Genomic DNA, 12,433 nt, shown 5'->3' on the forward strand with positions numbered 1-12,433 from the left:
ACCCTGGAGCTGTCCTGCGGTGACGACGCCGTGCGCCTGCCCGCCGCGGTGCTGGACGAGGCGCGCAGCACCACCGCGTGGTTGCGCGCCGCGGTGGAGGACGAGCTGGCGGTGTTCGTCGGCGAGCAGGAGCTGCTGCTGCGCGAGGTGGACCCGGAGACCGGCCCCGTGCTGGACGCGGTGCGGGCCCTGCTGTCCGGCGGCAAGCGGCTGCGCCCGTCGTTCTGCTTCTGGGGCCACCGCGGCGCCGGCGGCGACGGCGGCGAGGAGGGCCGCGGCATCCTGCGCGCGGCGGCGGCGCTGGAGCTGTTCCAGGCCGCGGCGCTGCTGCACGACGACGTGATGGACGACTCCGACACGCGGCGGGGCCAGCCGGCGGCGCACCGCCGCTTCGCCGCCCAGCACCGGGCGGCGGCGTGGTCGGGCAGCCCCGAGCGCTTCGGCCTGGCCGGCGCGGTGCTGGCCGGGGACCTGTGCCTGGCGTGGAGCGACGAGGTGTTCGCCCGCTCCCCCTTCCCCGCGGAGCGGCTGTGGGCCGGGCGGCGGGTCTTCGACACGATGCGCACCCAGCTGATGGGCGGGCAGTACCTGGACATGCTGGAGCAGGCGTCCTCGGCCTCGCGGGGCGCGGCCGGGGCGGTGGAGCGCGCGCGGCGCGTCGTGCGGTTCAAGAGCGCCAAGTACTCCATCGAGCACCCGCTGCTGCTGGGCGCGGCGCTGGCCGGCGCCGACGACGCGCTGGTGGCCAGCTACTCGACGTTCGGGTTGGCGCTGGGCGAGGCGTTCCAGCTGCGCGACGACGTGCTGGGCGTGTTCGGCGACCCGTCGGTGACGGGCAAGCCCGCCGGGGACGACCTGCGCGAGGGCAAGCGGACGGTGCTGGTGGCGCTGGCGGTGCAGGCGGCCGACGCGAACCAGGCCGCGCTGGTGGAGCGGCTGCTGGGCGACCCCGCGCTGGACGAGCGGGGGGTGGACGCGCTGCGCGAGGTCCTGGTGGCCACGGGCGCGCTGGAACGGGTGGAGGAGCTCATCACCACGCAGGTCGAGGTGGCGTGCACGGCGCTGGAGGAGGCGGACGTGGACGCGACGGCGCGCGCGGCGCTGCACGAGCTGGTCGTCGCGGCGACGGCGAGGCGCTCGTGAGCCGCCTGTCGCGGACCCTGGACTGGCTGCCGGGGCGCACCCGGCACGTCGAGGGCCCCAGCGAGCACGTGGTCGTCGTCGGCGCCGGGCTGGCGGGCCTGTCGGCGGCGATGCGTCTGGCCGGCGCGGGCCGGCGGGTCACCGTCCTGGAGCGCGAGGACGTGCCGGGCGGGCGGGCCGGGCTGGTGGTGCGCCTGGGCACGGGCACCGACGGCAGCGCCGGGGAGTACCGCTTCGACACCGGCCCGACGGTGCTGACGATGCCGGACCTCATCGCCGACTGCTTCGACGCCCTCGGCGAGGACATGGGCGACTGGCTGGACCTGCACCCGGTGGACCCGCTGTACCGGGGCCGCTTCGCCGACGGCAGCTCGCTGACGGTGTCCTCGGACGTGGACCGCACGGCGGACGCGATCGCGGAGCTGGCCGGCGGCGCGGAGGCCGACGGGTACCGCCGCTTCGTCGAGCACGTCGGTCGGCTGTACCGGTACGAGATCCGCGACTTCATCGACTCCAACATCGACACGCCGCTGGACCTGCTGCGCCCCAACCTGGTGCGGCTGGTGGCGGCGGGCGGGTTCGGCAAGCTGGCCCCGCACGTGGCGCGGTACCTGAAGGACGAGCGCGTGCAGCGGATGTTCTCCTTCCAGGCGCTGTACGCGGGCCTGGCCCCGCAGGACGCGCTGGCGCTGTACGCGGTGATCGCCTACATGGACTCGGTGGCGGGGGTGTTCTTCCCGCGCGGGGGCATGCACGCCCTGCCGACGGCGATGGCGGCGGCCGCGGAGAAGCACGGGGTGGAGTTCTCCTACGGCGCCGAGGTGACCGCGGTGGAGCACCGCGGCGGGCGGGCGCGCGCGGTGCTGACGGCGGACGGCCGGCGGATCGAGGCCGACGTGGTGGTGCTGAACCCGGACCTGCCGGTGGCGCACCGCGACCTGCTGGGCCGCGACCCGTGGCGGGTGCGGCACCTGACGTACTCGCCGTCGTGCTACCTGCTGCTGGCGGGGTCCTCGGCGGACTACCCGGACCCGGTGCACCACAGCATCCACTTCGGCGAGCAGTGGGACCAGGTGTTCCGCGAGCTGCTCGACGGCCGCCTGATGAGCGACCCGTCGGTGCTGGTCTCGCGCCCGACGGTCTCGGACCCGGGGCTGGCCCCGACGGGCAAGCACGTCTACTACGTGCTGTTCCCGACGCCGTCGCTGTCGGCGGGCCGGGCGCGCCTGGACTGGGACCGCATCGCCCCGCGCTACCGCGAGCACGTCATGCAGGTCATGGAGCAGCGCGGCTACCCGGGGTTCGAGCAGGCGGTCGAGGTGGAGGACGTCACGACGCCGGCGGACTGGGAGCGGCGCGGGATGGCCGACGGCGCGCCGTTCGCCAGCTCCCACGCCTTCCGCCAGACGGGCCCGTTCCGGCCGGGGAACCTGTGGGGCGAGAACGTCGTGTTCACCGGCTCGGGCACGCAGCCGGGCGTGGGCGTGCCGATGGTGCTGGTGTCGGGGCGGCTGGCCGCCGAGCGCGTCACCGGCCGCGACCGCACCTACCGCTCGCGCGCCTGGCGCTGAGGTCGCCGCTGAGGGCCCACCCCGGGTCCTCGGCGGGGTCCTCACCCCGGCAGGTGCCGCTCGGGCGGGCCGGAGTACGCCGACAGCGGGCGCACCAGGGCGTTGTCGGCGCGCTGCTCGACCACGTGCGCGGTCCAGCCGGGCAGGCGGGCGGCCGCGAACACGGGCGTGAACAGGGGCGTGTCCAGACCGGTGAGGGCGTAGGCGGGCCCGGCGGGGAAGTCGAGGTTCGGCTTGAGGCCCTTGCGGCGGGCCACGCCCTCCTCCAGCGCCGCGTACAGCTCCAGCACGTCGGTGCGCCCCAGGGAGCGGGCCAGCCGCTCCAGCGCGGCGCGCATCGTCGGCACGCGCGAGTCGCCGTCGCGGTAGACGCGGTGGCCGAAGCCCATGACCCTGCGGTGCGCGGCGAACGCCTCCTCCAGCCACGCCTCGGCGCGCTGCGCGGCCCCCCGGCCCGGGCCGATCTCCTCGAACAGCTGCCAGACGGCCTCGTTGGCGCCGCCGTGCAGCGGTCCCTTGAGGGCGCCGACGGCGGCCGTGACGGCCGAGTGCAGGTCGGCCAGCGTCGAGGTGACCACGCGCGCGGTGAACGTGGAGGCGTTGAAGGAGTGCTCGGCGTACAGCACGAGGGAGACGCGGAACGCGTCGACGGCCTCGGGGCCGGGCACGGCGCCCAGCGCGGCGTGCAGGAAGTTCTCCGCGTACCCCAGGTCCTCGCGCGGCGGCACCGGGTCGAGCCCGTGCCGGCGCCGCTGCAGGTGGGCGACGACCCCGGGCAGCGCCGCGAACAGCCGCTCGGCCTTGGCCAGCTCGGCCTCCGGCGAGCTGTCGGCGGCCAGCGGGTCGTGCAGGCCCAGCACGCTGACGGCGGTGCGCACGAGGTCCATCGGGTGCGCGGCGGCCGGGGCGGCGTCCAGGACGTCGGTGACCTGGCGGGGCAGGGTGCGCGCGGCCCGCTCGCGCGCGCGGAACGCCTCCAGCTGCGCCGCGTCCGGCAGCTCCCCGTGCCACAGCAGCAGCGCCACCTCCTCGGGCGAGCAGCGGGCGGCCAGCTCCTGCACCGGGTACCCCCGGTACAGCAGCGAGTTCGTCGCCGGGTCGACCCGCGAGACGGCCGTGGTGTCGGCCACGACCCCGGCCAGGCCCTTGCGGACCTCCCCCGCGCCCCCGGTCGTCCCGGTGGTGCCCGTGCCGCTCGTCCCGCTGCTCCCCGTGCCGCTCTCGGTCGTGCTCACGTGTCGCTCCTTCGCGTCGTCGCGTGCGGTGGGTGGGGGCCCGGTCAGCCCGGCCGGTGCGTGCGGTTGCCCTCGAGGGTGAAGTCGTAGACCTGCGCGTCGAAGGCGCCGTAGGAGGCGTAGTCGAGCAGGTCGTACAGCTCGGCGCGGGTCTGCATGCGCTCCACCTCCCCGGCCAGGGTGCCCTCGCGCAGCAGGGCGTCCAGGGCGCGGTCGGCGGCGCCCATCGCCAGCCGCAGCAGCGAGACGGGGTGGATGACCACGCGGACGCCGGCGTCGCGCAGCTGCTCGTGGGTGAACAGGTCGCTGCGGCCGAACTCGGTCATGTTCGCCAGCACCGGCACCTCGACGGCGCTCGCGAGCGCCTCGAACTCGCCCAGGTCGGCCAGCGCCTCGGGGAAGACGACGTCGGCGCCGGCGTCGACGAGGGCCCGGACCCGCTCGACGGTCGCGTCCAAGCCCTCCAGCGCGCGCACGTCGGTGCGGGCGACGACGACGAGGCCGTCGTCGCGGCGGGCGCCGACGGCGGCGGCGACGCGGCGCACGGCGGTGGGCAGGTCGACGACCTGCTTGCCCTCCAGGTGCCCGCAGCGCTTGGGGTTGACCTGGTCCTCCACGTGCAGGGCGGCGACCCCGGCGTCCTCGAGCACCTGCACGGTGCGGGCCAGGTTGAGCGGCTCGCCGAAGCCGGTGTCGGCGTCGACGAGGACGGGCAGGTCGGTGGTGCGGGCGACCTGGGCGGCGCGCTCGGCGACCTCGGACAGGGTCGTCAGGCCGACGTCGGGCAGGCCGAGCTCGGCGGACATCACGGCACCCGACAGGTAGACGCCCTCGAACCCCTTGCGCTGCACCAGCCGCGCCGACAGCGGGTTGACGGCGCCGGGGAAGCGCAGCAGGTCGTCCCCGGCCAGGGCGGCGCGCAGGGCGGCGCGCTTCGCGGCGGGGGTGGTGGTGGCGTGCAGCATCAGAACAGCCCTCCGGGCAGCGGGACGGAGGCCAGCAGCTCGTCGGGGGCGACGACGCCGAGGGCGCGCACGCCGGCGGCGTCGAGCTCGGGCAGGTGCTGGGCCAGGTCGGCGAAGCGGTCGACCTCGGCGTCGGGCAGGACGCCGGCGGCCAGGGTGCGCAGCTTGGCCAGGTACTGCGGGCGGGCGAAGGGGCGCGCACCGCGCGGGTGGGCGTCGGCGACGGCGATCTCGTCGGCGACGGTGCTGCCGTCGGCCAGGACGGCCTCCAGGCGGGCGCCGAACGCGCGGCGGTCCGGGTCGGGGTCGTGGTACCGCGCGGTCCACACGGGGTCCTCGACGGTGGTGATCCTCCGCCAGAGCGCGACGGTGTCGGGGCGGGCGGCGCGCTCGGGGGCGTAGGAGTCCTCGTGGTGCCAGCGGCCGTCCTGCAGGGCGACCGCGACGATGTAGGGCACGGAGTGGTCGAGGGTCTCGCGGCTGGCCGACGGGTCGTACTTCTGCGGGTCGCCGGAGCCGGAGCCGATGACCGTGTGGGTGTGGTGGCTGGTGCGCAGCACGATCGAGCGCACGCGGTCGGGATCGGCCAGCTCGGGCTGCTCGCGGTGCAGGCGGCGGGCGAGGTCGATCAGCGCCTGCGCCTGGTACTCCGCGGAGTGCTCCTTGGTGTAGGTGTCGAGGATGGCGCGCTTGGGCTCCCCCGGCTCCGGCAGCGGCACCTCGTAGACGGCGTCGGGGCCGTCGAGCAGCCACGCGACGACGCCGTCCTCGCCCTCCCAGACCGGTGCGGGCGACGTCTGCCCCCTCATCGCGCGGTCGACGGCCTCCACCGCGACCTTGCCGGCGAAGGCGGGCGCGTACGCCTTCCACGTGGAGATGGCGCCCTTGCGGGACTGGCGGGTGGCGGTGGTGGTGTGCAGGGCCTGCCCGATCGCCTGGTACGTGGTCGCCACGTCGAGCCCGAGCATGGTCCCCAGGCCCGCGGCGACGGCCGGGCCGAGGTGGGCGACGTGGTCGATCTTGTGCCGGTGCAGGCAGATCGCGCGCACCAGGTCGACCTGCACCTCGTAGGCGGTGACGATCCCGCGCAGCAGGGCGGCGCCGTCCAGGCCGAGGTGCTGGGCGACGGCCACCAGCGGCGGGACGGTGTCGCCGGGGTGGGAGTAGTCGGCAGCCAGGAAGGTGTCGTGGAAGTCCAGCTCGCGCACGGCGACGCCGCCGGCCCACGCGGCCCACTCCGGGGAGGCGACCTCGCGGGTGCCGGCGACCAGCGCCCCGGCGCCGCCGCGCGAGGGCGGGTGGGCCAGCGCCTGCGCGCGGGCGGCGACCACGGGCGCCCGCAGCAGGGAGGCGGCCGTCACGGCGGCGTCGTCGATGACCCGGTTGACGACCATCTCGGCCACGTCGTCGTCGACGGGCACGGGGTCGGCGGCCACGACGGCCAGCTGGTGGGCGAGCTCGGTCTCGCGGGGCGGGCCGGCGTCGCTGCGGTGCACGCGGACGGTGTGCGTCCTCACGCGGGGACCTCCTGGGGTCGGTCGGCGGGCTCGACGGGCGGGGCGCCCGCCTCCTGCCGCGCGACGGCCTCGACGAAGCGGGCGCGGCTGCGGTGCAGGTGCACGCCGACGGCGTGCACGGCGAGGACGGCGTCGCCGGCGGCGACGGCCTCGGCCACCAGCTGGTGCTCGGCGGCGGCCTGGCGCAGCCGGGCGGGGTCGTGCCGGGCCAGGCGGCGCACGCGGGCCAGGTGGGTGCGCACGGCCGTCAGCGCCTGCACGAGGTGGGGGTTGTCGACGGCCTCGTCGAGAGCGGCGTCGAAGGCCTCGGTCAGGGCGTAGTAGCGGTCGAGGGCGTCCTCGCCGGGCTCACCGGGCTCCTCCTCCAGCAACCGCGGCGCTCGGGCGAAGTCCTCGGCCAGGCGGGCGAAGACGGCAGGGTCGCGCCGGACGGCGGCCAGGCGCACGGCCTGCTCCTCCAGCGCGGAGCGCACGTCGTACAGCTGCTCGACGCTGCGCGCGGACAGCGCGCTGACGACGAGGCCTCGACCGGCCAGCGGGCTGGCCAGCCCGTCGCCCAGCAGGCGCGCGAACGCCTCGCGCACGGGGGTGCGCGAGACGCCGAGGCGCCGGCTCTGCTCGACCTCGGCGAGGACGTCGCCGGGGGCCAGGACGCCGTCGAGGACGTCGCGGCGCAGGCGCCGGTAGACCCGCTCGCTGGCGCGCACCCCGACCTCCTCGTCGTCCCCGGCAGCCGCTGCCGACGACGACTGTATGCACAGACCCCGCCGGAGCGCCAGAGCCACGGCTCGAGGAGCCCGCTGTGCATGCACAGCGGGCTCGTGCGCCCCGCGGCGCACGAGCGCGGCGGGGCGTGGCAGCATCCCGCCGGTGAGCAGCCGCGACCTCGACTCCGCCGCCCGCACCGACCCGGCGCTGGCCGACCCGGAGCTGCGGGCCGCCTTCGAGGAGTGCCGGCGGCTGCACGCCGAGCACGGCAAGACCTACTACCTGGCCACGCTGCTGCTGCCGCCGGCCAAGCGGCCCTACGTATGGGCGCTGTACGGCTTCGCCCGCTACGCCGACGAGTTCGTCGACTCCCTCACCGACCCGGACCCCGACGCGCTCGTGGCCTGGGGCGACGCGTTCCTGCAGGGGCTGTCCGGCACCGGCCCCACCGACCCGGTGGGCCGGGCGATGGCCGCCACGATGCGCCGCTGGGACATCCCCGTCGAGCACGTCGAGGCGTTCCTGGCCTCGATGCGCCGGGACATCACCGACACCGGCTACGCCACCTACGAGGACCTGCGCGGGTACATGTACGGCTCGGCGGCCGTCATCGGCCTGCAGATGCTGCCCGTGCTGGAGCCCGTGGCCCCCGGCGCGGAGGGCCCGGCCCGCGCGCTCGGCGAGGCGTTCCAGATGTCCAACTTCGTGCGCGACGTCGGGGAGGACCTCGAGCGCGGGCGCGTCTACCTGCCCGCCGAGGACCTGGAGGCCTTCGGCGTCACCCGCGAGGACCTGCTCGCCGGCCGCCGGGCGCGCAGCACCCCCCGCGCCGTGCGGGAGCTGCTGGCGTTCGAGGTGGAGCGCACCCGCGCCGTCTACGCGCAGGCCGAGCCGGGCATCGCGATGGTCCACCCGACCAGCCGCGACTGCCTGCGCACGGCCTTCGAGCTGTACGGGGGCATCCTCGGCGCGGTCGAGCGCGCCGGGTACGACGTGCTGTGGCGGCGCGTGTCGGTGCCGCTGCCCCGGCGGCTGGCCGTGGCGCTGCCCGCGCTGGGCCGCGCCCAGCTGGCCCGCCGGCGCGAGGCGCGCTGGCGGCAGCTGCCGGCCTGACCCGGCGGCGGGCCGGGCGCGGCTCGGCAGGGGTCCGGGAGGACCTCAGAAGGACAGTGCCTGCGCCCGGCGGCGCACCTCGGTCTTGCGGTTGGCCGCCAGGGCGGCCACCGGTGTGCCGGGCAGGGTGTCGTCGGGCGTGAACAGCCAGCGGACGGCCTCGGCGTCGGAGTAGCCGGAGTCCAGCAGCACCGACAGGGTGCCGCGCAGGTGCTGCAGCGGGCCCTCGGGCGTGACGAACGCCGCCGGCACCGACACCACGTGCCGCTCGCCGCGGCGGACCGCGACGAGCTCGCGCTCCTGCAGCAGGCGGCGCACGGTGCGCAGCTCCACGCCCATCCGCTCCGCCACGTCGGGGACGGTCAGCCACTCGCCGACCACGTCGTCCAGGTCGTCGCCCTCGTCGCGGGCGACCTCCGCCCTCACCGGTCCAGCCACCCCCTCAGCCTGCCACCCGCGTCCGACGCGCGCGCACGGGGCGGCCCCCGGCGCGTCCTGTCGACTCCTGGCGCGCTCCCCACCCCCCGCGGGCCGGGCGGGGGTGGTGAGCGCGCCAGGAGTCGGCCAGGGACGGGCGGACGACGCGCCCGGCGGTCGCGGCGGGTGCTGACCGGGCCGCGGGGCGCCGGTCGGGTAGGTTCGCGCTCGACCGGCGATCACCGCCGGGGCCCGCCCGATCGCCCGCACCCCCGACGACCGCGGAGGACACCCGCCCCATGGCCGAGCACAGCGACCCGTCCGAGGACCGTCCCGAGGAGCGGGCACCGCAGCCCGGCGAGGGCCGTCGCGGCGAGCAGAGCGCCGCCGAGCGCCGGCGCGGGCGGTGGCTGGCCGCCGCCCTCGTGGGCGCCGCCGCACCGGGCGCCGTGGCCGGCACCGCCTCGGCCGCGACCCCCGCCCAGGTGAGCGCGCAGGCACCCGCCCAGGTCGCGGCGCAGGCACCGGCGCGGGTCGCCGCAGCACCCGCCGCGCCCGCCGGCGAGACCCTCGTCACCGTGCGGCGCGGGGACACCGTCGGGCACATCGCCGCCCGCACGGGTTCCAGCGTGCGCGCGATCGTGGAGGCCAACGGCCTCGACGCCCGCGCCCGGGTCCGCGAGGGCCAGGAGCTGCGCGTGCCCGCCCCCGGCGGTGCCGCGGACGCCGGCGCGAGCGCCGCCCCCGCGGAGATCACCGTGCGCGCCGGCGACACCCTCGGGGCCCTCGCCGCCACCCACGGCACCACCGTGGGGGCCCTGCGCGACGCCAACGGCCTGGACGCGCGCGGCTTCATCCGCGAGGGCCAGGTCCTGCGGCTGACCGGCCCGTCCGCCGCGGCGCCCGCCGCGGACCAGGCGTCGGGCGGGCGCTACACCGTCCGCGCGGGCGACACCCTCGGCGCGATCGCCGCCGCCCACGGCACCAGCGTCGCCGCGCTCGTGCGGGCCAACGGCCTGACCGCCGACGGCTTCATCCGCGAGGGGCAGGTCCTCGACCTCGGCCCGGGCGCGCAGGCGCCCGCCCCCTCCCCCAGCTCGTCGGCCGCCCCGGCGGACGGCACCACCCGCGCCGGCACCATCGCCGGCGCCGTGGCACAGAACCAGGCACGGCTGGCGTCGGCGGACCTGCCCGGTCGTGAGGAGATGCGCGAGATCGTGCGCTCCACGGCCGTGCGCCTGGGCGTCGACCCCGCCCTCGCGCTGGCGGTCTCCTACCAGGAGTCCGGTTTCAACATGCGCGTGGTCTCCCACGCCAACGCCATCGGCGCCATGCAGGTCATCCCCAGCTCCGGCGAGTGGGCCTCGAACCTGCTCGGCGAGGACCTGGACCTGTTCGACCCGCACGACAACGCCAAGGCCGGGGTCGTCATCCTGCGCACCCTCACCGCGCGCAACGACCTGGACGTGGCGATCGCCTCCTACTACCAGGGCGAGGCGGGCGTCCGCTCCCGCGGCATGTACGACGACACCCGCCGCTACGTGGCCAACGTGCGCACCCTGATGTCGAGGTTCGGCTGACCGTCCCGGCGCGGGGAGCCGGGGGCGGCCGCCGGCCGACCTAGACTCGCTGCCCGTGGACGCCACCCTCTCCGACCCGCTCGTCGGGCGCGTGCTCGACGGGCGGTACCGCGTGCTCGGGCGGATCGGGCGCGGCGGCATGGGCGTCGTCTACCGCGCGCTGGACACCCGCCTGGACCGCGAGGTGGCGCTGAAGGTGCTGCGCGCCGACCTCGCGCACGACCTGGACGCGCGCCAGCGCTTCGTGCGCGAGGCCAAGTCGGCCGCGCGGCTGGCGCACCCGGGCATCGTCAGCGTCCTGGACCAGGGCAGCGACGAGGAGACCGCCTACCTCGTCATGGAGCTGGTGCCGGGGCGCACGCTGCGCGACGTGGTGCGCGAGCACGGCCTGCTGACCCCGGGCGAGGCCCTCGCCGTGGCCTCCGACGTGCTCGACGCGCTGTCGGAGGCCCACCGCAAGGGCGTCCTGCACCGCGACGTGAAGCCGGCCAACGTCCTCGTCGGCGACGACGGCCGCGTCAAGGTCGCCGACTTCGGGCTGGCGCGCTCGGCGGCCGCGACCGCGCAGTCCACCGCCGGCAACGGCGCCGAGCTGCTGGGCACGGCGGAGTACCTGGCCCCCGAGCGGGTGGCCCGGGGGGTGGCCGACGCCCGCAGCGACGTCTACGGCGTGGGCGTCCTGCTCTTCGAGATGCTCACCGGGCAGCCGCCGTTCACCGGGGACACCCCCGTGCGGCTGGCCTACCGGCACGTCTACGACGACCCGCCGGCCCCGTCCTCGCTGGTGGCGGGCCTGCCCGCCGCCCTGGATCGAGCCGTGCTGAAGGCCCTGGCCAAGGACCCCGACGAGCGCTACGCCGACGCGGCCGCCTTCCGCGCCGAGCTGCGCGCGGCCCGCGCCGCGCTGACCCCGGCGGAGCTGTCGGCCCGACCCGCCCGCCCGGCGCCGGGCGGCGCCGGCGACACCGTGCGCATCGACCTGACGGGGCTGGAGCGCGACGGGGAGGCGGGCCCGCCCGCGGGCGCCGGCGCCCTCAGCGCCCTCGTCGCGCCGGCCTCGGCGGGCGGCACCGCGGACGAGGCCCCCGACGCCGCGGTGGGGAGCGCCACCGGTCCGCGCGCCCGCACCGCCGACGTCGGCTGGGGGCCGCAGGGCGGCCGGCGGCGCCGCAGCGTCGTGCTCATGGTCGCCACCCTCGTCGTGCTGGCGCTGGCCGCCGGCCTGTCGTGGTTCTTCCTCGCCGGCCCCGGAGCGTGGACGACGACGCCCGACGTCACGGGCCGCGACCCCGACCGGGCCGCCGAGGCCCTGGCCGCCGCCGGCCTGGCCGTGGAGCGCGAGGAGGCGTACAGCGACACCGTGCCCGCCGGCGTGGTCGCCGCCACCGACCCCGCGGCCGGGGACCGGGTGCGCCGCGACGGCACGGTGACCCTCGTGGTCAGCCTGGGCGTCGAGCAGCACCCCGTGCCGGACGTCGTCGGCGACCCCGAGGCCGACGCCGCGCGCGCCCTGACCGACGGCGGCCTGGCCGTCGGCGAGGTGCGTCGCGAGCACAGCGAGGACGTGCCCGAGGGTGACGTCGTCGCCACCGACCCGGCGGCCGGGACGGTCCTGGACCACGACACGCCCGTCGCGCTCGTCGTCTCGCTGGGCCGGCAGCCGATCGACGTGCCCGACGTCACCGGCGACACCGTGGCCGAGGCCCGCGCCGCCCTGGAGGACGCCGGGCTCGTCGTCGGCGGCACCCGCGAGGAGACCAGCGAGAGCGTCCCCGCGGGCGCCGTCGTCTCCCAGGACCCCGACGACGGGACCCTCTTCCGCGGCGACGCGGTCGACCTCGTCGTCTCCACCGGCCCGCCGCTGGTCGAGGTCCCCGCCGTGCAGGGCCGCCAGGTGGCCGACGCCCGCGCCGCGCTGGAGGAGCTGGGCTTCCGCGTGCGGGTGGAGAACGTGCTCGGCGGCATCTTCGGCACGGTGCGCTCCTCCGACCCGGACGCGGGCCGCGCGGTGCCGAGGGGCTCGACGATCACGCTCACCGTGGTCTGAGCACCCGCGAGAACGCCGCCCGCGGACGACGAGGGCCCCCACCGGCGCGGCGGTGGGGGCCCCCCTCACCCCGGACCGGTCAGGCGCGGCTGATCATCTACGCCGGCACGAACCCCAGCTCCACCGACTGCTGGTGG

10 protein-coding genes are annotated in these 12,433 nt (G+C 77.2%); 5 read left to right on the forward strand and 5 right to left on the reverse strand.

Annotated elements, in window-relative coordinates:
• Nucleotides 1–48 precede the first annotated feature (48 nt).
• The gene (locus tag ACRYMY_RS13585; protein ID WP_432547803.1) at nt 49–1,143 is read left to right on the forward strand and encodes a polyprenyl synthetase family protein; all 1,095 of its coding nucleotides are present in this window, start codon (nt 49–51) and stop codon (nt 1,141–1,143) included.
• Nucleotides 1,140–2,714, forward strand: a complete 1,575-nt coding sequence (crtI, locus tag ACRYMY_RS13590; RefSeq protein WP_432547791.1) for a phytoene desaturase family protein — start codon at nt 1,140–1,142, stop codon at nt 2,712–2,714. Before ACRYMY_RS13585 ends, crtI begins: the two co-directional genes overlap by 4 nt.
• 41 nt (nt 2,715–2,755) lie before the next feature.
• On the opposite strand, the gene ACRYMY_RS13595 is transcribed toward crtI, so the two are convergent.
• The 4 genes from ACRYMY_RS13595 to ACRYMY_RS13610 are packed head-to-tail and all read right to left on the reverse strand — an operon-like array spanning nt 2,756 to nt 7,138.
• The gene (locus ACRYMY_RS13595; protein WP_432547792.1) at nt 2,756–3,949 is read right to left on the reverse strand and encodes a bifunctional 2-methylcitrate synthase/citrate synthase; all 1,194 of its coding nucleotides are present in this window, start codon (nt 3,947–3,949) and stop codon (nt 2,756–2,758) included.
• 44 nt (nt 3,950–3,993) lie between these two features.
• Nucleotides 3,994–4,914, reverse strand: coding sequence for a methylisocitrate lyase (gene prpB / locus ACRYMY_RS13600; protein WP_432547793.1), 921 nt, complete (start codon nt 4,912–4,914; stop codon nt 3,994–3,996).
• Complete coding sequence (locus tag ACRYMY_RS13605) at nt 4,914–6,431, reverse strand: MmgE/PrpD family protein (protein ID WP_432547794.1); 1,518 nt, start codon at nt 6,429–6,431, stop codon at nt 4,914–4,916. Before ACRYMY_RS13605 ends, prpB begins: the two co-directional genes overlap by 1 nt.
• Nucleotides 6,428–7,138 (reverse strand): GntR family transcriptional regulator, encoded by a 711-nt coding sequence (locus ACRYMY_RS13610; protein ID WP_432547795.1) that lies wholly within the window; start codon nt 7,136–7,138, stop codon nt 6,428–6,430. Before ACRYMY_RS13610 ends, ACRYMY_RS13605 begins: the two co-directional genes overlap by 4 nt.
• 163 nt (nt 7,139–7,301) lie before the next feature.
• On the opposite strand from ACRYMY_RS13610, the gene ACRYMY_RS13615 reads away from it, so the two are divergent.
• Entirely contained in the window at nt 7,302–8,252 is a 951-nt protein-coding gene (locus ACRYMY_RS13615) for a phytoene/squalene synthase family protein (protein WP_432547796.1), read from the forward strand.
• Nucleotides 8,253–8,297: 45 nt separating this feature from the next.
• On the opposite strand, the gene ACRYMY_RS13620 is transcribed toward ACRYMY_RS13615, so the two are convergent.
• Nucleotides 8,298–8,690 carry an Rv2175c family DNA-binding protein gene (locus ACRYMY_RS13620; protein ID WP_432547797.1) on the reverse strand — a complete coding sequence of 131 codons (393 nt, stop codon included), beginning with the start codon at nt 8,688–8,690 and terminating at the stop codon, nt 8,298–8,300.
• Between the two features lie 278 nt (nt 8,691–8,968).
• Here ACRYMY_RS13620 and ACRYMY_RS13625 point away from each other — a divergent pair, with 278 nt between their 5' ends.
• Both ACRYMY_RS13625 and pknB read left to right on the forward strand, forming a co-directional pair.
• Nucleotides 8,969–10,249, forward strand: a complete 1,281-nt coding sequence (locus ACRYMY_RS13625; protein ID WP_432547798.1) for a lytic transglycosylase — start codon at nt 8,969–8,971, stop codon at nt 10,247–10,249.
• A 55-nt stretch (nt 10,250–10,304) separates the two neighbouring features.
• A complete protein-coding gene (pknB, locus tag ACRYMY_RS13630; RefSeq protein ID WP_432547799.1) occupies nt 10,305–12,296 on the forward strand; it encodes a Stk1 family PASTA domain-containing Ser/Thr kinase in 1,992 nt (663 codons plus the stop codon).
• Nucleotides 12,297–12,433: the final 137 nt, after the last annotated feature.

It is taken from the genome of Kineococcus haloalkalitolerans (assembly GCF_050871905.1).
In the GTDB taxonomy this organism is placed as follows: Bacteria; Actinomycetota; Actinomycetes; order Actinomycetales; family Kineococcaceae; genus Kineococcus.

What these genes read in the sequence shown, in the direction of transcription:
- prpB (WP_432547793.1), bottom strand. Translation starts at nt 4,914, where the DNA reads ATGCTGCACGCCACCACCACCCCCGCCGCGAAGCGCGCCGCCCTGCGC.
- ACRYMY_RS13625 (WP_432547798.1), top strand. Translation starts at nt 8,969, where the DNA reads ATGGCCGAGCACAGCGACCCGTCCGAGGACCGTCCCGAGGAGCGGGCA.